A 20,513-nucleotide genomic window follows, 5' to 3' on the forward strand; every position below is an offset into this window, starting at 1 on the left:
ATATGTTAAAGCGGTAGGTTCGAGTTTGGAGAAATACAAAAATCAAAGTACTTGCTGTTGTTACTCAACAAAGTAATGGTAGATAAAATAACTATTACACTGTAAGGATTAGAATTTTAATTTATGTAAAAAAGTAACCAGTATAAAGGAGTAAATTCACTTATCTTAGATATTTTTGTTGTTAAGATTGAATCGACAATAAATCAGTACAACAAATTTATGCTTTAGCTTATGAGTAAAATGATGAAAGACCTGTATTAAGATAGCCATTTACTCGATTCTTGACTAAATTAATTGTGATGTGAATAGCCGATGAGTTCTCCCCAACCCCCTCACAAGCCACAAACTTTACTTGGTCAACTGACTCAAGCAGTACATACAATTCAAGCTAGGGTTGACTTTTCCAAGCTGGCGCTCAAGCCTAATGCCAAAGTACCAGAAATCTGGGTGCAGGATGCGGGGGCGGACAAAGCGGAAGTATATCCACTGTTGGGCGATCGCTATGTGCTAGGTCGCAGTTCTAAATCCAGCGATATAGTTATTCGCAACCCAGTTGTCAGTCAAATTCACCTGTCGCTGTCGCGAGATTCTACCCAGCGCACCCCTGTTTTCATCATCAAAGATGAAAACTCTACTAATGGAATTTATCGTGGCAAGCGACGGATCACTTCCTTAGAACTGCGTCATGGTGATATTCTCACCTTGGGGCCACCAGAACTTGCCGCTTCAGTACGACTGCAATACGTAGATCCACCCCCATGGTATGTTAAAGCTACGACTTGGGCTGGTTACGGTGTTGGAGGTGTCAGCGCCCTTTTAGCATTGGTAATTGGCGTCGAATGGCTAAAATTTTCTGTCACGCCCCTCCCTACAGCCACTCGCGCCCCGGTAGTTGTTTATGCCCGTGATGGCAGCACCCCACTGCGTGAACCTCGAACTACTGCTCACGTCGATATGAAACGTTTACAGGACTTTGGCCCTTATTTGCCCACAGCAGTGGTAGCCTCAGAGGATAGTCGCTACTATTGGCACTTTGGCGTTGATCCATTGGGGATTTTGCGAGCCGTGCTGATCAACAGCCGCAGTGGAGATGTACAGCAAGGAGCCAGCACTGTCACCCAGCAAGTAGCCCGGAGTTTGTTCCGCGATTATGTTGGTTCTCAAGACTCCCTAGGAAGGAAATTGCGAGAGGCAATAGTTTCTTTGAAGCTAGAAACTTTTTACAGCAAAGATGAAATTTTGCTGACTTACTTAAATCGTGTGTTTTTAGGTGCAGACACCTCCGGGTTTGAGGATGCTGCACAGTATTATTTTGGCAAGTCAGCTAAAGAATTAACTCTCTCGGAAGCTGCAACTTTAGTGGGAATTTTACCCGCTCCTAATGCTTTTAATTTTTGTGGGGATAGCCCCAACAAACTCGAAGCTGCTGAATACCGCAATCGCGTGATTAAGCGAATGCTGGAGATGGGTAAAATTAAACCAGAGGAAGCAAATCGAGCCAGGCGTTCAACTATCCAAATCAACCCGAAAGTTTGCGAACAACAAGCTAAGACAATTGCTCCTTACTTGTATGGTTATGTATTCCAAGAATTGGAATCAATTTTGGGGGCAGGAGCAGCAAGAGAAGGCAACTATATCATTGAAACTCAGCTAGATCCGTCAATTCAATCTCAAGCAGAATCAGCATTGCGTAATTCTGTGAACAACGCTGGTTCAAGTTTTGATTTTTCTACTGGAGCGATGGTTACCCTTGACTCCAAAACAGGCGGTATTCTGGCGATGGTAGGTGGAACTGATTATAAAAAAAGTCAGTTCAATCGCGCTGTCCAAGCCCAAAGACAACCCGGTTCTACCTTCAAAATCTTTGCTTATACTGCTGCTATTGAGCAGGGAATTCCAGCATCTAAAAGTTATTCTTGTGATGCTCTTCGTTGGCAAGGTTTCACCTACAAACCCTGTCGTGCTGGTGCTGGTGTGAGTTTAGATATTGCTACAGGACTTGCTCTTTCGGAAAACCCCATTGCTTTGCGGGTTGCTAAGGAAATAGGGTTAAATAAAGTGGTGGCAATGGCACAACGTTTGGGAATCAAATCTTCCCTCGATCCGGTTCCTGGTTTGGTGCTGGGTCAAAGCGTAGTTAATGTTTTGGAAATGACTGGTGCTTTTGGTGCCATTGGTAATCGTGGAGTGTGGAACCCTCCCCATGCCATTAGCCGAATTCTAGATAGTAGTGATTGTAGCGATCGCAACGATTTAAAAACTTGCCGTGTCATCTATTCCTTTGACCAAGATCCAAACGCTAACAAGCGAGTTTTGTCAACTGGTGTAGCGGACGAGATGACTAGTTTGATGCGGGGAGTAGTAAGCAGAGGTACAGGTCGCAGTGCTGCCATTGGACTAGGAGAAGCCGGTAAAACTGGCACGACGAATAACAACGTTGACCTATGGTTCATTGGCTTCATTCCCAGTCGGCAACTTGTAACTGGAATTTGGCTAGGAAATGACAATAACTCCCCAACATCCGGTAGTAGTGCCCAAGCAGCTCAACTGTGGGGGAATTACATGGGAAGAATCACACGATAAATTCGTAATTCGTAATTCGTAATTCATAATTCAGTAATTACGAATTACGAATTAGTAATTATGAATTATTATCGGTATCCCTTCCAAGGAGTCACTTCCAATTTACCGCTAGGCGTAAATACTACTTGGAAGTGAGCTAGAGGTTCTTTGTTGTTGGGAGCAGCTACAGTTGAACCGTAAACTGCTTGAAACATTTTCGGTAGCGGTGTTTCTCGAAAATAGTCAAAGGCAGCTTGATTGAGTGGTTCGTAGTCCGCTATCACGCTATCTTTGTTGACTGCTACCCGATACAGCAAATCTTGGGTGAAGCTAGGAGTACCACTCCAGCTTTGGCGAATCGCACCATAAAGCTTTTGGTTTAAATCTTTAACTGTTTTTGGTTCAGTGATTTTGGAACCAATAACTTCAGGCGTCCTGGCATATCCTCGCCAAGGGCTAACTTGCAACACGCCTTGTTCATTAAAGACTACTTTAAATTGAGCAATTGGTTCATTAGCGATAGTAGGACGGACAGCCGGATTGTAAAGGAGATTGGGCAGAGGAGTTAAATCTATTCCTTCGTTTGCTTCTTTATTTACCGCCTTATAACCAAAGATCGCACCATCCGCTGCTACACCCACACGATAGATTAAATCTTGTTTCAATCCTGAGCGATTAGCCCAAGCTGGATTAATTTGATTATAAACTTGGCGATTTAAGGCACGCAGTTGAGATGGATCAGTAATTTCAGTAACTGTATTTTTTAAAAGTGCTTCTAAATCTGTAACTGCGGGTTTTGTGGCTGCTGTGGAAGTCGTAGTAGCTGTGGGAGTTATGATTGGAGTTGCAGCAGCGATCGGAGTTTGAGTCTCTGTAGACGTTGTTGTCGGTGGTGCAGAAGGATTACTGCTAGGTGTTGCAGAACTACTCACATCTTGTGGTTTCGGTTGGGGTGGACGCACCTCTGGAGGTGGAATCAAACTAAAGGCTACTGCTGCAACCGCTAAACTTGAAACTCCAATAGTCGCAGGTAATGCCTGCTTCAGCAAGACTCGATTACCACCGCCATAACGTTTTGCAACTGGTTGTAATTCCAGTGATAACTCTGGTAATGTTTGCGTGTCAGCGAAAAACTGATCCACAGCTTCCACTAAATCAAACAATTGCACTGTATTCAAATCAACTTGAATAGGCGATTTATTATAGTTGGGGTTGGACTCTAAATTATCTTGTGTGTTCTCAGAATGCACAATCAATCTATGTCGATTACTGTCAATTTTCTGAAATTCCACTAACTCTGAGTCTTGGTTGTGCGCTTGTGGGTTCGGCACATTACTCAAAAATTCTTGAGCATATGCACTCACAGCCCTGACTAAACTTTCAAAAAATTCCCGCCCTCCTGCCAGGGGTTGGTTATGTCCAGATAAATGGCATTCTGCATTGACCAAAATTGACAATTCTGGGCGCAGTTCTTGAAAGTGTGCAGCCCTTGAAGCATCGCTTAAACCCTCTAAAAGCAGTGTACAGTTAGGAAGACTGTACTTACGTTGGATATTCATTCTACTTCACCGTCAAACAAACTAATCCAGAACCGCTGCATTCCAGCTGTGCCAGTACAAAATAATAATTGTGCCAACAAATTGATAGCTAGCTCATCTAATTTTTCATCAGTACCTAAAGCCAAAAGACCAGAACGTCGGGCATTCATCCGGCTTTTAAAATGCGCTTTAAACCGCTCTAGATAATTAGATAGTCGCAAATTCTGCTCTAGTGGCAGCTGCTTTTCATTCATTTGCTGATATATCATAATCATCTGGCGGATAACAACTGTTAAACGCCGGGCTATGTAGCAAGCAATTACTACCAAAGCTTTAGCTTCCATGATGCTTAAAGGGCGGCGGATATGCGCTCTTCGCATGGGATTGGAGCTACGCATTCGCCACAAATTCACCCGATCCTTAATAATTTCTTTTAATTCCAGTTCTTCGGCAAAAGTCAAGATAGCTTCAGAACCACCAAGTTCTAAAGCTTCAATTGCCAGTAAAATGAGATCAATTTGCAACCTGGTTCTAGGGGGACATCCCTGTCCTGCGATCGCAGGATCTGGTAAAGCGTCCAGCATCATTGGCTGTGATGGAGGGGTTGGACTGTTTAACGGCTTTATGCTCGCGGAGACATTCATTACTCTAAAATACCTTGTACGCTTCCAATAGACTAGAAAAACTAGTACAACTAATTTAAGATTAAGTAGCCTAACAAGAATATTAGACTTGTGGCAGTAGCAGAACTACTTGATATATACATTACTTACTTGTTCTACTTAAAGGTTTCCGTAGATTTAAAATTCAGGTTTTTAATCCATAAGTTTACCTCTATCTTGTAATTACCAGTCCATCTTTAGCTTGGTGTAGATTCTCAGTATCGTCAATGGATTGTGAAACAGGAGCTTCGATCCCAAGCGTATGAGATCATGCGTATGACATTATAGTGTACGATTTTTCAGGTATCGGGGTTTGGGAAGCAGGGGAGCAGGGGAGCAGGGGAGATGAGGAAGATGAGGGGGAGAATCACTAAACCAATTCCCCATTCCCAATGTCCCAATGTCCCATTATCCATTGCCCAGTACCCATTCCCCAATGCCCCATTCCCAATTCCCAATTCCTAGCTTTATGGATTTGAAGTCTTTAATTCGTGACATTCCTGATTTTCCCAAACCTGGAATTTTATTTCGTGATATCACTACTCTACTGCGCGATCCAGACGGATTGCGCTATACTATTGACCTTTTTACACAAAAATGCATCGATGCTGAACTCCAGGCGGATTACGTTATAGGCATGGAGTCGCGGGGTTTTATTTTCGGTTCACTTCTAGCTTATAAATTAGAATCTGGTTTTATTCCTGTTCGTAAAAAAGGTAAGTTACCAGCAGCGGTTCACTCAATTGAATATGAATTAGAGTATGGTACTGACTGTTTAGAAGTTCATCAGGATGCTTTGCACCCAGGTAGCCGAGTCTTGATTGTAGACGATTTGATTGCCACAGGTGGGACAGCAAGTGCAACGGCAAAATTGGTACAACAAATTGGCTGTGAATTAGTGGGTTTTGGGTTTATTATCGAGCTACGGGATTTACAAGGGCGTAAACATCTGCCAGATGTGCCCATTATCTCCCTCATAGAGTATTAGTCATTAGTCATTAGTCATTGGTCATTAGTCATTAGTCATTAGTCAAGAGTTAAGAATTAATAACAACTGACAACTGACAACTGACAAAGGACAACTGACAAAGGACAAAGGACAAAGGACAAAGAACAAATGACATCTACAAGAATTTCTTTGGAGACAAGTCGAGATTGGCTAATTAAACTAGTCACCAGTGAAACTTTTATTTATGTGTTGAAACGGTTATCACAAGCACTATTGACCTTATTTTTGGCGTCAATATTATCGTCTTTCATCATGGATCTTGCCCCTGGAAATTTTCTGACTCAACTACAACAAAATCCCAAAATTTCCAAGGAGCAAATTGATTCACTTACCCGGCAATTCGGATTGGATAAACCTTGGATAGTACAATATTTCCTATGGTTATGGAATGTTGTTACCAAAGGAGATTTTGGCACTAGTTTTGCATATAATCGTTCTGTAGCATCTTTATTGTGGGAAAGAGTTCCAGCGACTTTGCTGATGGCGATAGCTTCGTTAATTGCCACTTGGACAATTGCCATACCTTTAGGAATTGTGGCAGCAATTAAACAAAATGATTCAGTCGGCAAGGTGTTACTAGTAATTAGTTACCTGGGGCAAGGATTCCCTAGTTTTATCACTGCCATAATATTATTATTTTTTGCCCAAATTACAACTCCTCTGTTTCCCGTGGGAGGTATGACTAGCATATATTATGCAGACCTTTCCCCGATTGGGAAAATTTTGGATGTTGGCTGGCACTTAATATTACCCACCATTGCATTGAGTATTACTAGTTTTGCTGGGTTACAGCGAATCACTCGCGGTGAATTGTTGGATGTTTTACGTCAAGATTATATTCAAACAGCGCGCGCCAAAGGACTCCCAGAAAACCGAGTTATCTATGTTCACGCTCTGCGTAATGCTGTAAATCCTTTAATTACTCTATTGGGTTTTGAGTTAGCTGGTTTATTGGGCGGTGCTTTTATTACTGAACAATTCTTTAACTGGCCAGGATTAGGCAGATTAACTTACCAGGCTCTGATTAATCAAGATGTACCTCTAGCTATGGCTAGTCTTGTGATGGGCGCGGTACTACTAATTATTGGTAACTTGGTAGCAGATTTAATGTTGACAGTTGCCGACCCGCGCATTAGTCTCGACAAATAAAAACTGATGAACGCCAGTCGCCTCAAGTCGGGAAACCCGCCCACGGCGCTGGCTCCTGATGACAGATGACTGATGACTGTGGACAGAAAGTTAGAACAATTACAATGGTTTATTTTGTTATTTGGAAGTCCTAAGAGTTAATAGGTACAAAGTTAGGAGTTCGGAAGCAGAAGATAAAAGTCAAGAATTTTCTTCCTTATCTCCCCCATCTCCCAATACGGTTCGGATAAGCATTTTAAACTCATAATAGGGTTTGGGGAAAAGGTTACTGGGCTTGGGTTAAAAATTTTTCTTCCCCTTTTCCCTTTCCCCTTTCCCCTTTAACCGAACCGTATTGCCCCATCTCCTTATTTCCCCCTCTCCTCATCCCCATGCTGTCCGAAGTTTATTACTTAGTGCGTTCAAAAACAGACGGCCGTTATCTGACAGCTCGTCCGAGTGCTGAGGCGTCAGGTTATTTATTGCTGTTTCGTGAAAACTTTGATGCTTTAAGCTATCTCAACACCCATGCCCCAGATGTGGCAAACCGTTTTGCTGTGGAATCTATTCCTGGCACACAGTTAGGCAGCTTACTCAAACGCTGGGGTTTTGGCGGTGTGGGTATTGTGAGTGACCCTTTGTTGCCCAAAGTCGAATTTTTACAGCATAACTGAAGTTACCACAAAAGTGAGGTGGTGCGATCGCAAACAATTTCTTGTTCGGTTCACATTCTCCTGAAGTTTGTGTCAGCACTTCAAAGTTATGCTTGGTCATCTTTAAAGATCTCTTCCAATGTTAGCGGTTTGCCAGCTAACTCAGAAGCTAAATCTCTGAGTTTAAAAAGAGTCTCAAACTGTCCACGCTCAAGTTGTCCTTTTCTGGCAGATGACAAAGTTCTTTTATCTAACCCTGTCATATCCTTAGCTTTTTGAATGGATATGTTCTTGTCTTCTGTCCAGTAAGGGGAAAGGTCAACGTATTTCGGCATCTTGAGTTATTTTAGGTATGTTGATGCGTCAAAGCTAGTAATGTTTTACAGATATCCTCTATAATACTAGCTTTAACGTATTGATATGTCAACACATTGATGTTAAAATTAGCCATTCAGAAAATTGAATTGTTCTAACAATGTGTCAACACTAGCGTTGTGATCCAAGAAAGAAAATAAATGCCAGTAGCGAAGTCTTCCTTGTTGATCTAAGATAAACTGTGCTGGTAGAGGTGCGCCTAATGCTTGTCCTACTTGATAAGTACGAAATACACGACAATTCGGATCACTCAGCAAAGGCATTTGTAAACCTAAATCTCTCACAACTACTTGACTCTGCTTTTCGTCAGTACTTGTAATCATCAAAACTTCTATATCGCGATTTTTGAATTGTTCGTAGTTTTCATTCAAAGCTTTGATGTGAGGATAACAAAAGGGGCAATATTGCTTTTCAGTAAAAATCCTTGTAAAAGCCAGTAATATTGGTTGCTTACCTCTATAAGTGGATAATTTTACTAAAGTGCCGTTGGTAATATCTGGTAGTTCAAAATTTGGCGTACCTACTCCTAATCTGAGTATATTTGTAGCTGGTACTGGGAGAAAATTATGGTAAAAACGCTTATTAATTAGACCACGAAAATCAGTTGAAGTCAGCATATTTTATCCTTAATTTTTATATTAATGACTGTTGATTTTTGACTGTAGAAATTTATAGGGTATTTTTGATTTGTCTGTTTTTCACTATTATTTAGATGAGACTATAAAACCAAAACCACAGATTAACACTTGAATTCACACTGATGTATATGTATCTGTGTTTATTTGTGTTTATCTGTGGTTCAGATTGATTTTGCCTTCTATTGGGAGATGGGGAAGATGAGGGGGATGGAGGAGATGGGGAAGATAATTCTTAATTCCTCACTCTTAACTCCTAACTCCTCACTCTTAACTCCTAACTCTAATTCATTAGACAGCAGAGAAGTAGACTTTTGACTTCACTGGGTCGGGAACCATTGTTTGATCACCAGGTTGCCAACCAGCTGGGCAAACTTCATCAGGGTGTGATTGAACGTACTGAATTGCTTGCAATGTCCGCAGGGTTTCATCGACGCTGCGACCAAAAGCCAGGTTGTTGATAGTGGCGTGCTGTATGATACCATCTTTGTCTATGATGAATAGACCACGTAAGGCAATGCCTGCTCCTGGGTCTAGGACATTGTAAGCGGCGCTAATCTCTTTCTTGATGTCGGATACTAGAGGATAATTCAGGTCGCCGACGCCACCAGACTTGCGATCAGTTTGAATCCAAGCAAGGTGAGAGAATTCGCTGTCTACGGAAGCCCCAAGGATTTCCGTATTTAATTTCTTGAATTCTTCGTAGCGATCGCTAAACGCTGTGATTTCAGTGGGGCAAACAAAGGTAAAGTCTAGGGGGTAGAAAAATAGGACGACATACTTACCACGATAGTCGGAAAGTTTAATCGTCTTAAATTCCTGATCGACTACAGCTGTTGCTGTAAAATCGGGAGCTTGTTGACCAACGCGGAGGCTTCCTTCTGTTCCGTAAGTGAGGGACATTAACCTAATTCTCCTTTGACTTATATCCTTACTAATAGCGTTGGAGTTTGGGTCAGATAAAACTCACCCATCCACGCTGTCACCTTTTGGGTTACTCTTCGCTGCGGGTTCTCCTTCGGAATGCGAGAAACCCTTCTCTTGGGGAGATGCGATCGCGAACGGGGAATGCAGTTCCCTAGACCAGACTAGGCGGGCTAAACCTTCCTATCCAGCGAGAACGGCTCTACCCTACGGGTTCTCCGAAGGAGTACGCCGAACAGGGTTGTGTCACAGTTTAATTACGATCTGTTACGACTATATCATAGTCATAACGATTTTGAGTAGCAAATGGCTGATTTAGATACAAGAGAATGGTTACTCACCAATGGCTTGGGAAGTTTTGCCAGTGGTACAGTTTCTGATGTTCGCACCCGCACTTATCACGGTTGGCTGTTTGCCGCTACAAATCCTCCTTCTGGGCGCACTCTGCTGATTTCACATTTAGAAGCAAGCTTGGAAGTATCAGGCGAGGTTGTGGCCTTGGGGACGAATTACTGGCGTAGCGGTAAGATTGAGCCGAGAGGCTACAAACTGCTGCGTTCTTTTGATTTAAATCCCGTGCCCAAATGGGTTTGGAGTCAGGCTCACTGGCAATTGAGTAGACAGTTGGTCATGCCCTACGCGTTGGGGACTGGGGACTGGAGACTGGGGACTAGGAATTGGGAAAACATTTTGACCCAATCCCCAGTACCCAATACCCAATCCCAATTTTGCCATCGCCTTTTAATTCAGTATCGTTATGATGGAACAGATACAGGTATTTTAAGACTACGGCTGTTGATAGGCGATCGCGATTTTCATCACCAGCAAGCTGTTAGTCCCGGTTTACAGTTTTCGCAATTGCTTGGTGAAAAGCAACTCTGCCTGCAAGCAATCATCTCTAGACGCTTTGGCACACCTTGGCACTTGCGTTGGACGCAAGGAGAATATGAACCAGACGCAGTTTGGTACTGGAATTACCAGTTGCCAGAAGAAACGCAGCGAGGATTAGGCGATTATGAAGACCTCTACAGCCCTGGTTATTTAACAGTTGCTCTCCGACCAGGAGATGCAGTAACTTTAGAAGCCCAGATGGGTTTCCCCGACCCACGGCAAAGTGCCCTTACCAGTGAAACTTTTGCAGAAGCTGTAGAAGCAGAGCAAGAAAGGCTTTCCCAGATTTTTGGATGGTGTAAAGGAGGGAGATTGGGAGCAGGGGAGCAGAGGAGCAGGGGAGCAGAGGAGCAGGGGAGCAGAGGAGCAGGGGAGCAGAGGAGCAAGTTTATCTCCAATGCCCAATGCCCAATGCCCAATGCCCTATTCCCAATGCCCCATACCCAATCTCTAATTTGGCAGCAACTATTAAAAGCTGGCGATCAATTTATCGTTTATCGAGCCTCAATTACTGGCCCTACCGTTATTGCTGGGTATCACTGGTTCAATGACTGGGGACGTGATACATTAATCTCCTTACCGGGTTTGACGTTAGTACCCCGGCGCTTTGACCTGGCAAAAGGATTGTTGCAAACTTTTGGGCGTTACTGTTCTCAAGGTCTGATTCCTAATGCCTTTCCTGATGGTAATGACGAACCATTTTACAATAGTATTGATGCGGCACTGTGGTGGATTGAAACTTTAGGGCTTTATTTGGAAGCGACTGAAGATTGGCAATTTTTGGCAGAGCAATTTCTAGTTGTGCAGCAAATATACAAAGCATTTGTTGGTGGTACACGTTTCAATATCCAAGTTGATGCCACTGATGGGTTAGTCAGTTGGGATGCTCTTGGGGTAGCGCTTACTTGGATGGATGCAGTGGTTGAGGGACAGCCGGTCACACCCCGACGCGGTAAGTCTGTGGAAATTAATGCACTGTGGTATTCTGCTTTGTGTTGGATGAGTCAGTGGGCAGAAAAATTGAGTGAACTGAAGTTGGGCGATCCGGTACGTCTAGCAAAGCAAGCACGGCGTTATGCTCAGCAAGCACAACAGGTTACAGTCTCACTGCAAAAGTTTTGGAATCCACAGTTGAACTACTTTTATGACACCATTGAGCCAGACGATCGCCGTAATTCTCAAATTCGCCCTAATGCTGTTTTAGCACTGTCATTGCACCATTGCGGATTTCCCGAACAGCAAGGGCGTTTGATACTGGATTTGGCAGTTAAGCGTTTGCTTACTCCCTATGGTCTTCGCAGTCTTGATAGAAATGACCCCGAATATGTGGGGAAATATAAAGGCAATTTACAGGAGCGCGATCGCGCTTATCACCAGGGTACTGTTTGGTGTTGGCTGATTGGCCCTTTTATCCGCGCTTGGCAGCGTTTCTACCCAAATCAACCACTACCTTTTAGTTGGCAACCACTTTTAGATCACCTTCTATCTGATGGCTGCCTTGGTTCTATTTCGGAGATTTTTGACGGCGACCCACCTCATGCACCAAGAGGTGCCTTTGCCCAAGCTTGGTCTGTAGCTGAGGTTGTACGCCACATCCATGAGTGGGGAATGGAGAGTGAGGAGTTGTAGGGCGGGTTTTGCAGTATATTAAGTCTGAATTTGCACTTACAGAAGACGCTCAGAAGTTATAAATTTTAAAGTGGCTCAGGTCGGATTTGAACCAACGACCCCAGGCTTATGAGTCCCGTGCTCTAACCAACTGAGCTACTGAGCCAAGTTTTCAACCCTTTATTAAGATAGCATACAACTTGGGCTGTGCCTAGTCACTTTGACAATTAATTTTGAATCAGCTAAAGCCTAGGACTATCCTTTCACGTTAAGTAAAAATACTCAAACAATTATTGAATTTTCAGCTTTTCACTTTTGTGTCTTGGTGCCTTAGTGGTTCCTACAGCAGTTTTCCTTGGGATGAAGTACAAAAGCATCGTGTCGTAAATCAGGATGAACTCGCGCTTCGTAAGTCAGCCATTACAACCACCAGACCACAATTGTATACATGACCAGTGCCATCAAGTATTTCACTTTTATGTAAAGTTACTTATTTTCTCGTTAAGAAAAATTTAGATAATGGATAAGTTAACAAGTAGGGAAATTTTAGCGTTAGTCAAAACAAAGTGCCATTATTTGGGAACTGATTGTTATATATTTATCGCTAAAATTAAAGAAGCATTTATATTAAAAAATCACAACTTACACAGTTATGAAAAACTTCGATGAAACTGAGGCAATTTATGTCCGCGAATTAGGAATAGATGATATTGCTCCTGTTTACCACTTAGGAGAAGAGTTATTTACCAGTGATTCGTATCCTTATTTATATCGTACCTGGGACGAATGGGAGGTCATTGGACTTTATAATACAGATCCAGAATATTGCCTAGTTGCCGAAACAGATGCAGGTTTAGCAGGATTCATTTTAGGCACTATTATCACCAAAGCATCTTGGACTTATGGATATATTTTGTGGCTAGGAGTGAGTCCCAAGTTTCAGCGTCAGGGTGTAGCAGATAAGCTAGTTGATAAAGTCGTTGCTCGGATGATTGAAGATGGAGCGCGGTTCATGTTGGTAGATACTGACCCCGCTAACATCCCAGCAATTAAATTTTTTAATCGTAAAGGTTTTGGTAATGTCCGCCAACATGTATTCTTGTCAATGAATTTAAGTAAGCATGAATATTATGGCAGATTAATTGATTATGAACACCAAAAAGCTGAAAGAGCAGGTTATCGGCGATCGCGTCCTGCAATTCGCACCCGCAAGTCTGATAATGTAGCGAATGAACTACTTTTAAATCCCCTGATCAATGACTTAGAGACGGCTGAAGAACAACCTGATATTTAATAGTTAGGAGTTAGGAGTTAGGAGTGACTAGTTATAACTGAAAAAGGTGTATAAAACTAAATTTATAGTAAAGTGTATTAGGCTTATATTTCAACATGATTTGTGGTAAAAATTATGATAAAAATGCCTAATATATCATGTTCTACCTACGTGATAGCAAAGCCGTAACATAACAACAAGAAAGCGGTAGAAAGAGCCAAGCCGCTTTTTGTCTTTTCTACTTTAAATTTACTAACTATTAACTCCTAACTCCTAACTTATAAATTAATATGCAAGAACAACAGTGGACTATAGCAACAACTGAACAACCACCTGATTGGTTTATCCAAACAGTAAAAGAATATACGCCCTTATCAAGTGGACTTTATGCAGCACAATTATTGTGGCAACGGGGAATAAAAGATAGTCAACAATTAGCAGCTTTTATTAACTATAAAGCTTATCAACCGACAAGTCCCTTTGAGTTTGGGCAAGAAATGCATCTGGCGGTGGAACGATTGCGAAAGGCGCGTAATTTTGGTGAAAAAATTGCTATTTGGGGAGACTTTGATGCTGATGGCATCACATCTACTGCTGTGTTGTGGGATGGCTTAGGGCAGTTTTTTAGTCAAAATACTCAGTTAGTTTATTATATTCCCAATCGCCTCACAGAATCTCACGGACTTAACAATCAAGGAATTGATAACTTAGCAAAACAAGGTTGTCAATTAATAGTTACTTGTGACACAGGTAGCACTAATATTAATGAAATTATTTATGCTAAACAGTTAGGTATAGATGTGATAGTTACAGACCACCACACCTTACCTGAAGAACGCCCACCAGTTACAGCAATTATTAATCCCCGTTATCTACCAAAAGAACATCAGCTGTTTCATCTTTCTGGGGTAGCGGTAGCTTACAAATTGGTGGAAGCCCTTTATCAAACTTTACCTGATGTTCCTCAAGAACCATTGGAAAATTTATTAGATTTAGTGGCAGTAGGGTTAATTGCCGACTTGGTAAAGCTCAGTGGAGATTGTCGTTATTTAGCGCAATTGGGAATTCAACGATTACAAGAAGATTTTAAACAGCCAGCCACAGCACGACGACGACCGGGAGTAGGGCGATTATTGGAATTGTGCCAAAAAAGTGGCGATCGCCCCACAGATATTTCCTTTGGTTTGGGGCCGCGAATCAACGCCGTCAGCCGCATCCAAGGTGATGCTGGCTTTTGTGTAGAACTGTTAACGAGTCGGGATGCTAAACGTTGCAATGAATTAGCTGAAGTCACAGAACTAGCAAACACTCGCCGCAAATCTTTACAAAAAGATGTACAAGCCCAAGTAGCGCAAAAACTCAGCCAGTTAGACTTATCAACCACCAGTGTCATTGTTTTAGTAGATGCCCAATGGCCTGCTGGTGTATTGGGCTTAGTCGCTGGACAAGTAGCACAACAAACAGGACGCCCGACGATTTTGTTAAGCACGGAGGGAGTGGGGGGAGATAGGGGAGATGGGGGAGTAGAGGAAAAAATTGCTCCCTTATCTCCCTTATCTCCCTCATCCCCCTCATTGGCCCGTGGTTCCGCCCGTTCAATCAATTCTGTGGATTTATACCAATTGGTGAAAGACCAAGCACATCTGTTGCATCGCTTTGGTGGGCATCCTTTTGCAGCGGGTTTGAGTTTGCCCATTGAGAATATTCCTTTATTTACAGAAGCGATTAATCAACAGTTACGGCAATCTTTAGGCAGTACAACTCTGATGCCAACAATGCAAGCAGATTTGACGGTGACAGTAGGAGATTTAGGGAAAGAGTTATTTTTGGAATTGAAACTGTTAGAACCTTGTGGAATGGGGAATCCAGTTCCGAAGCTGCTAATTCAAAACTGCTGGTTTGAAAATGCTTGGCATCGCAATCAACAAGATTGGCAAGGGAAAAAGGTGCAGTATATTAAAACCGAGTTTGATATTCGGGATGATTCTACCAAAAGTCCTTTTCCTGGTGTTTGGTGGGGACATTATAAAGATGAATTACCCATAGGAAAGTGTGATTGCATAGCAGAACTAGATTACAACAGCTTCAAAAAACGCTATGAAATCAGATTAATTGCCGTGCGTCCTAGCATGAACTCTGTAGGGGTGCAAAGCCTTGCGCCCTTCCTAAATCACCACTCACCACTGATACTAGACTGGCGCAACTTCCCCACTCCCAACTCTCCACTCCCCACTTTCCCACTTATTCTTGAAGACTGTCCCACTAGCTGGGATGATTTACGTGGCTGGTTAAGGCGATCGCTTCACAATCAGCAACAATTAGCGATCGCTTGGTCTAAACCCAACCACCAACCACCAAAGGAAATTTGGCGAACCTTGGTTGGTATTGCTAAATATCTCAGTCGTACCAATCAACTAGTCACTCGCGTACAACTTTTAGAAAAACTTGGGATAACTGATCAAGCCTTACTTTTGGGAATTAGAGCTTTAAAATATTGGGGATTCACTGTCAAAAGACAAGACCGCTATTTGCAATTCACCTGGGATCATACCGCCGTTTTTGAAACCAATGGCGAAGCAGCTGTTGGACAGTTTTTAGCCGCTGTTAGCGAAGAACAATTTCAGCAAAACTACTTTGCCGAAGTACCCTTATCTACTATTGTGGCGATGATTAATAGTCAGTAGTAAATATGTAGGGTGGTCAAAGCTTTGCCTACCTACGTGTATTTCAAAAATCTGCGCTATACCATTTCCAAAAATATTTGCAACATATGAATCGCCTGTAGGGGCGTACAGCTGTACGCCCCTACTCATGTATCCGTATCAGGTATTTCGTGAAATGGTATTACATAACCGTACTAGGTTGGCTTGACTACAACTGAATTCCCCTCAATTTTGGCACTGTAAGTTTTGAGGGGTTTTTCGGCTGGGCCTTTTTGTACTTTACCATCAGCCCCAAATTCTGATTTATGACACGCACAAGTAAACTTTTTAGCATCAGCTTTCCATTCAACTGTGCAACCTTTATGAGTACAAGTAGGGTTAACAGCAATCAGATTTTCGCTTTTAGAGGTACCAACTACCAAAACTGGCCCAACAGGTGATTCTTTAGCCAATAATTCACCTTTTTGATCTAATTCTGCTGAAGTACCGATCGCTTGCCAATCTTTAGATACTGGAGATGTTGGTGCAGTTGTCTGGGAAGTACAGGCGGCAATTGCCACCGGTAGGCTACTAGCTATCCAACCCAAACCTACCCAATTGATGAAATCACGACGTTTCATGGCTGATGAAATGAATTGTAAGTTGTAGATAATCCTGCAAGTTTGGATCAAGGGCGATCGCATTTTTCAAGCATTTAGCATCGCTCATTACCAGAGGGTTATGCAGAAAACGCATTTTGCCGATACAGTTCCAGCAATTTTACTCGAATTTCGTAGCTATTTATACGATTTTAACGGAAATGCGACCTTAACCTTAGAAGTATCGAAATTGTTACATGAACATTAATTAACTCGTCTTGAAAAATTTAATAAATGTAAAAAATTACAATTCCGTAACTAATTACAAAGTCGCGTTCAGCCAGTCCTAAGCATCTTACTTGTCATCGAATAACTCAAAAATCACTGTTGAACGCACTTGAGTAGAAAAAATCAGCATCAACAAAAATAAGTTAGAAGTCACTAAGTAATTCCCAGTTCACCATTCCCTATTCCCTTTCACACATGACAGACACAGCAACTACCACCAAAAATAGCCTCAATAAGTTTGAGAAATTCAAAGCCGAAAAAGATGGACTAGCTGTCAAGGAGGAGATAGAAAAATTTGCCTCTTTAGGCTGGGAGGCAATGGATGAAACAGACCGTGATCATCGACTTAAGTGGGTGGGTGTGTTCTTTCGCCCAGTTACCCCAGGCAAATTTATGATGCGGATGCGGATGCCTAATGGTATTCTCACTAGCAATCAGATGCGTGCTTTAGCCTCAGTAGTGCAGCGTTACGGAGATGAGGGTAGTGCTGACATTACCACAAGACAAAATATCCAATTGCGGGGCATTAGCATTGAAGACTTACCAGATATCTTTAATAGATTTCACGCAGTTGGTTTAACCAGTATCCAGTCGGGGATGGATAACATCCGCAATATCACAGGTGATCCCGTAGCTGGGTTGGATGGAGATGAGTTGTATGACACCAGAGATTTGATACAACAAATTCAGGACATGCTCACCAACAAAGGTGAAGGCAATCCAGAATTTACCAACCTCCCCCGAAAATTTAACATTGCAATTACTGGTGGACGAGACAATTCTGTTCATGCGGAGATTAACGATTTGGCTTTCGTTCCAGCCTTTAAAGAAGCAGGGGTGCAGGGGTGCAGGGGTGCAGGGGAGGAAGTAACAAATTCTTCCTCATCTCCAACATTCGGATTTAACATCCTTGTCGGTGGCTTTTTCTCAGCTAAACGTTGTGAGGCGGCGATTCCTCTCAATGCTTGGGTGGCTCCTGAAGATGTACTAAGTGTGTGTAGAGCCGTTTTAGAAGTTTTTCGTGACCACGGTTCACGCGCCAATCGGTTGAAATCTCGCTTGATGTGGCTGATTGATGAATGGGGTATAGAAAAGTTTCGCCAAGAAGTGGAAAAGCGTTTGGGTAAATCTTTATTACCCGCAGCGCCAAAAGACGAGATCGACTGGGAAAAACGCGATCATATCGGTGTATATAAACAAAAACAACCAGGATTAAACTACGTAGGTTTACACATTCCTGTTGGTAGATTGTATGCCGAAGATATGTTTGGAATTGCCAATCTAGCTGAAGTTTACGGCAGTGGTGAAATTCGCCTCACAGTTGAGCAAAACATCATTATCCCCAATGTTCCCGACTCGCGTTTAGCAACATTTTTAACCGAACCGCTACTAGAAAGATTTTCTATTGATCCCGGTTTACTATCGCGATCGCTAGTTTCCTGCACAGGCGCACAATTTTGCAACTTTGCACTCATCGAAACCAAAAACCGCGCCCTAGCAATGATTAAAGCCTTAGAAGCCGAGTTAATATTCACTCGTCCAGTGCGAATTCACTGGACTGGTTGTCCTAACTCCTGCGGACAGCCCCAAGTTGCTGACATCGGCCTTATGGGGACTAAAACTCGTAAAGATGGCAAAACTGTGGAAGGAGTTGACATTTATATGGGTGGCAAAGTCGGCAAAGACGCACATTTAGGAACTTGTGTTACCAAAGGCATACCTTGTGAAGACTTGCAGCCAGTATTACGAGAACTACTGTTAGAAAACTTCGGCGCACGCTTGCGAGAACCAGCGACAGTCTAAAAAAAGTCAAAAGTCAAAAGTCAAGAGAAATAAATCATTACTTTTGACTTTACCGCGATATTAATTGGGGCAATCTCATGATTGCTCACAGGATTTCCTATGCGATTTTTTGGTTGTTGTACACGGATTTTTTCAAATTTTGCAACACATTCAAAACTCGAAAGCCAGACCATATCTGAGTACAGATGATTCACTAATCGTCTTTCTAATTACGAATTACTGAGGAACTGCTGAATGCTCAAAGGATTATTTTCATTTAACGGGCGCTACCGCATCTTACATCAGACTTGGTTTGCTTTCTTTCTTACCTTTGTCTGTTGGTTTAACTTTGCTCCCTTCGCTACAACTATTGGCAAGCAGTTACAATTAGCGCCAGAACAAATTAAAACTTTGGCCATCTGTAACCTTGCCCTGACAATTCCAGCACGGCTCATTATTGGTATGCTGCTGGATCGTTTTGGCCCTAGAATTACTTACTCAATACTATTGATATTTGCTGCTGTTCCCTGTTTTGCTACGGCATTATCCCAAGACTTTAACCAATTAGTTATTAGTCGTTTGTTGATGGGAATTGTCGGATCTGGGTTTGTTGTCGGTATCCGCATGGTAGCAGAATGGTTTCCTCCGAAAGAGATGGGAAGCGCCCAAGGTATTTATGGTGGCTGGGGCAACTTTGGTGCTTTTGGTGCAGAATTTGCCTTACCAACAATTGCTGTTGCTGCTAGCTTTATGACTGGTGGTGCTTCCAACTGGCGATTTGCGATCGCTCTTACAGGTATCATTACTGCCATATATGGCGTAATTTATTACAACAGTGTCCAAAATACACCTGTCGGCAAAGTCTATAAAAAACCTAAGAAAAATGGTGCTTTAGAAGTAACCAGCATTAAAAGCTTCTGGGCAATGATTATTTCAAATTTTGGTTTGATATTTGCTTTGGGTTTATTAGCTTGGCGTTTGGAACAAAAAAACATTCACTTCTTGACTTTGAGCCAAATGTATTTAGTTTGGTTTCTCTTAGCAGGATTATTCGCCTACCAAACTTATAAAGCTTATCAAGTCAATAAAGAATTACTAATTGGCAAAAAAACTTATCCTTTGGCAGAGCGTTATCAGTTTCGACAAGTAGCGTTACTCGAACTTACTTACGTAACCAACTTTGGTTCTGAATTAGCAGCCGTATCCATGCTACCTGCATTTTTTGAAAAAACCTTTGGTTTAGAGCATGTAGTAGCTGGAATGATTGCCGCCACTTACCCATTTTTGAACTTAATTTCTCGTCCTAGTGGTGGTGTAATTTCTGATAAATTCGGTTCGCGTAAGTGGACAATGACAATTATTTCTGCTGGGATTGGTGTTGGCTATTTAATGGCACATTTTATTAACAGTAATTGGCCAATTCCGCTAGCGATCGCAGTCACAATGTTTGCTGCTTACTTTGCTCAAGCTGGTTGTGGTGCAACCTACGGCATAGTTCCTCTAATTAAGAAAGAAGCTACAGGACAAATTGCTGGTAACGTCGGTGCTTACGGTAATGTTGGTGGCGTAATTTATCTCACAATTTTTAGCTTAACCGATGCAACAACACTATTTACCACAATGGGTTTAGCTGCTATGGTTTGTGCCTTTATGTGTGCCTTCTTCCTCAAAGAACCCAAAGGTTCATTTGCCGGTGCTTTTGAAACAGAATCACCAGAAACTTCATCAACTCAACCTCAATTGAAGTCTGAAGCATAAAATTAACCTTTGTGACGGCAGTCGCTCATGGGGAGCCACTGCGTTGGACGGGTTTCCCGGCTTGAAGCAAGTGGCGTGGAAACCCCCAAGACCGCGCTGCCTCGACTTTGTGTCTTGGTGGTTTAAAAGTCAATTCTTTGACCACTAAGACACAAAGACACCAAGAGAAATACATAATACGAAAAT

Annotated in this window: 16 protein-coding genes and 1 tRNA gene; 10 read left to right on the top strand and 7 right to left on the bottom strand. The window is 42.4% G+C overall.

Annotated elements, in window-relative coordinates; translation table 11 throughout:
- Positions 1-312 precede the first annotated feature (312 nt).
- Positions 313-2,583: a transglycosylase domain-containing protein gene (locus I8748_RS10000; protein ID WP_198124427.1), complete on the top strand. Its 2,271-nt coding sequence runs from the start codon at positions 313-315 to the stop codon at positions 2,581-2,583.
- Positions 2,584-2,651: 68 nt separating this feature from the next.
- Here I8748_RS10000 and I8748_RS10005 read toward each other — a convergent pair whose 3' ends face one another.
- Both I8748_RS10005 and I8748_RS10010 read right to left on the bottom strand, forming a co-directional pair.
- On the bottom strand, positions 2,652-4,121 hold the full coding sequence (locus tag I8748_RS10005; protein WP_198124428.1) for a DUF4335 domain-containing protein: 1,470 nt from the start codon (positions 4,119-4,121) through the stop codon (positions 2,652-2,654).
- A complete protein-coding gene (locus I8748_RS10010) occupies positions 4,118-4,744 on the bottom strand; it encodes a DUF3038 domain-containing protein (protein WP_198124429.1) in 627 nt (208 codons plus the stop codon). The genes I8748_RS10005 and I8748_RS10010 overlap by 4 nt, the downstream gene beginning before the upstream one ends.
- Before the next feature lie 487 nt (positions 4,745-5,231).
- On the opposite strand from I8748_RS10010, the gene I8748_RS10015 reads away from it, so the two are divergent.
- The 3 genes from I8748_RS10015 to I8748_RS10025 all read left to right on the top strand — a co-directional run bounded on the left by I8748_RS10015 (position 5,232) and on the right by I8748_RS10025 (position 7,573).
- Positions 5,232-5,750, top strand: coding sequence for an adenine phosphoribosyltransferase (locus I8748_RS10015; RefSeq protein WP_198124460.1), 519 nt, complete (start codon positions 5,232-5,234; stop codon positions 5,748-5,750).
- Positions 5,751-5,879: 129 nt separating this feature from the next.
- Positions 5,880-6,920, top strand: a complete 1,041-nt coding sequence (locus I8748_RS10020; RefSeq protein WP_198124430.1) for an ABC transporter permease — start codon at positions 5,880-5,882, stop codon at positions 6,918-6,920.
- Between the two features lie 371 nt (positions 6,921-7,291).
- Positions 7,292-7,573 carry a hypothetical protein gene (locus I8748_RS10025; protein WP_198124431.1) on the top strand — a complete coding sequence of 94 codons (282 nt, stop codon included), beginning with the start codon at positions 7,292-7,294 and terminating at the stop codon, positions 7,571-7,573.
- A gap of 86 nt (positions 7,574-7,659) precedes the next feature.
- On the opposite strand, the gene I8748_RS10030 is transcribed toward I8748_RS10025, so the two are convergent.
- The 3 genes from I8748_RS10030 to I8748_RS10040 form a co-directional block, all read right to left on the bottom strand.
- Positions 7,660-7,887, bottom strand: a complete 228-nt coding sequence (locus I8748_RS10030) for a hypothetical protein (protein ID WP_198124432.1) — start codon at positions 7,885-7,887, stop codon at positions 7,660-7,662.
- Positions 7,888-7,995: 108 nt separating this feature from the next.
- Positions 7,996-8,544 carry a peroxiredoxin family protein gene (locus tag I8748_RS10035; RefSeq protein WP_198124433.1) on the bottom strand — a complete coding sequence of 183 codons (549 nt, stop codon included), beginning with the start codon at positions 8,542-8,544 and terminating at the stop codon, positions 7,996-7,998.
- Positions 8,545-8,853: 309 nt separating this feature from the next.
- Positions 8,854-9,465: a peroxiredoxin gene (locus tag I8748_RS10040; protein ID WP_198124434.1), complete on the bottom strand. Its 612-nt coding sequence runs from the start codon at positions 9,463-9,465 to the stop codon at positions 8,854-8,856.
- 327 nt (positions 9,466-9,792) lie between these two features.
- Between I8748_RS10040 and I8748_RS10045 the strand changes: the two genes are divergently transcribed.
- Positions 9,793-12,006, top strand: coding sequence for an amylo-alpha-1,6-glucosidase (locus tag I8748_RS10045; RefSeq protein ID WP_198124435.1), 2,214 nt, complete (start codon positions 9,793-9,795; stop codon positions 12,004-12,006).
- 71 nt (positions 12,007-12,077) lie between these two features.
- On the opposite strand, the gene I8748_RS10050 is transcribed toward I8748_RS10045, so the two are convergent.
- Positions 12,078-12,151 (bottom strand) — tRNA-Met (locus I8748_RS10050).
- A 486-nt stretch (positions 12,152-12,637) separates the two neighbouring features.
- Between I8748_RS10050 and I8748_RS10055 the strand changes: the two genes are divergently transcribed.
- Together I8748_RS10055 and I8748_RS10060 are read left to right on the top strand one after the other, a co-directional pair.
- Complete coding sequence (locus I8748_RS10055) at positions 12,638-13,279, top strand: GNAT family N-acetyltransferase (RefSeq protein ID WP_198124436.1); 642 nt, start codon at positions 12,638-12,640, stop codon at positions 13,277-13,279.
- 269 nt (positions 13,280-13,548) lie between these two features.
- Complete coding sequence (locus I8748_RS10060; RefSeq protein ID WP_198124437.1) at positions 13,549-15,942, top strand: single-stranded-DNA-specific exonuclease RecJ; 2,394 nt, start codon at positions 13,549-13,551, stop codon at positions 15,940-15,942.
- Between the two features lie 173 nt (positions 15,943-16,115).
- Here the strand turns inward: I8748_RS10060 and I8748_RS10065 are convergent, their stop codons facing one another.
- The gene (locus tag I8748_RS10065; RefSeq protein WP_198124438.1) at positions 16,116-16,541 is read right to left on the bottom strand and encodes a QcrA and Rieske domain-containing protein; all 426 of its coding nucleotides are present in this window, start codon (positions 16,539-16,541) and stop codon (positions 16,116-16,118) included.
- Positions 16,542-16,641: 100 nt separating this feature from the next.
- On the opposite strand from I8748_RS10065, the gene I8748_RS35650 reads away from it, so the two are divergent.
- The 3 genes from I8748_RS35650 (at position 16,642) to I8748_RS10075 (ending at position 20,327) form a co-directional block, all read left to right on the top strand.
- Complete coding sequence (locus I8748_RS35650) at positions 16,642-16,767, top strand: hypothetical protein (RefSeq protein WP_263975727.1); 126 nt, start codon at positions 16,642-16,644, stop codon at positions 16,765-16,767.
- A 215-nt stretch (positions 16,768-16,982) separates the two neighbouring features.
- Positions 16,983-18,590 (top strand): ferredoxin--nitrite reductase, encoded by a 1,608-nt coding sequence (locus I8748_RS10070; protein ID WP_198124439.1) that lies wholly within the window; start codon positions 16,983-16,985, stop codon positions 18,588-18,590.
- A gap of 234 nt (positions 18,591-18,824) precedes the next feature.
- Positions 18,825-20,327: a NarK family nitrate/nitrite MFS transporter gene (locus I8748_RS10075; RefSeq protein WP_198124440.1), complete on the top strand. Its 1,503-nt coding sequence runs from the start codon at positions 18,825-18,827 to the stop codon at positions 20,325-20,327.
- Positions 20,328-20,513: the final 186 nt, after the last annotated feature.

The organism is Amazonocrinis nigriterrae CENA67 (assembly GCF_016056305.1).
Lineage (GTDB): Bacteria > Cyanobacteriota > Cyanobacteriia > Cyanobacteriales > Nostocaceae > Amazonocrinis > Amazonocrinis nigriterrae.

Bases quoted from the DNA above. Each gene is read 5' to 3' on its own strand.
- I8748_RS10000 (WP_198124427.1), top strand. From the start codon at position 313: ATGAGTTCTCCCCAACCCCCTCACAAGCCACAAACTTTACTTGGTCAA.
- I8748_RS10005 (WP_198124428.1), bottom strand. From the start codon at position 4,121: ATGAATATCCAACGTAAGTACAGTCTTCCTAACTGTACACTGCTTTTA.
- I8748_RS10010 (WP_198124429.1), bottom strand. From the start codon at position 4,744: ATGAATGTCTCCGCGAGCATAAAGCCGTTAAACAGTCCAACCCCTCCA.
- I8748_RS10015 (WP_198124460.1), top strand. From the start codon at position 5,232: ATGGATTTGAAGTCTTTAATTCGTGACATTCCTGATTTTCCCAAACCT.
- I8748_RS10020 (WP_198124430.1), top strand. From the start codon at position 5,880: ATGACATCTACAAGAATTTCTTTGGAGACAAGTCGAGATTGGCTAATT.
- I8748_RS10025 (WP_198124431.1), top strand. From the start codon at position 7,292: ATGCTGTCCGAAGTTTATTACTTAGTGCGTTCAAAAACAGACGGCCGT.
- I8748_RS10030 (WP_198124432.1), bottom strand. From the start codon at position 7,887: ATGCCGAAATACGTTGACCTTTCCCCTTACTGGACAGAAGACAAGAAC.
- I8748_RS10035 (WP_198124433.1), bottom strand. From the start codon at position 8,544: ATGCTGACTTCAACTGATTTTCGTGGTCTAATTAATAAGCGTTTTTAC.
- I8748_RS10040 (WP_198124434.1), bottom strand. From the start codon at position 9,465: ATGTCCCTCACTTACGGAACAGAAGGAAGCCTCCGCGTTGGTCAACAA.
- I8748_RS10045 (WP_198124435.1), top strand. From the start codon at position 9,793: ATGGCTGATTTAGATACAAGAGAATGGTTACTCACCAATGGCTTGGGA.
- I8748_RS10055 (WP_198124436.1), top strand. From the start codon at position 12,638: ATGAAAAACTTCGATGAAACTGAGGCAATTTATGTCCGCGAATTAGGA.
- I8748_RS10060 (WP_198124437.1), top strand. From the start codon at position 13,549: ATGCAAGAACAACAGTGGACTATAGCAACAACTGAACAACCACCTGAT.
- I8748_RS10065 (WP_198124438.1), bottom strand. From the start codon at position 16,541: ATGAAACGTCGTGATTTCATCAATTGGGTAGGTTTGGGTTGGATAGCT.
- I8748_RS35650 (WP_263975727.1), top strand. From the start codon at position 16,642: ATGCAGAAAACGCATTTTGCCGATACAGTTCCAGCAATTTTACTCGAA.
- I8748_RS10070 (WP_198124439.1), top strand. From the start codon at position 16,983: ATGACAGACACAGCAACTACCACCAAAAATAGCCTCAATAAGTTTGAG.
- I8748_RS10075 (WP_198124440.1), top strand. From the start codon at position 18,825: ATGCTCAAAGGATTATTTTCATTTAACGGGCGCTACCGCATCTTACAT.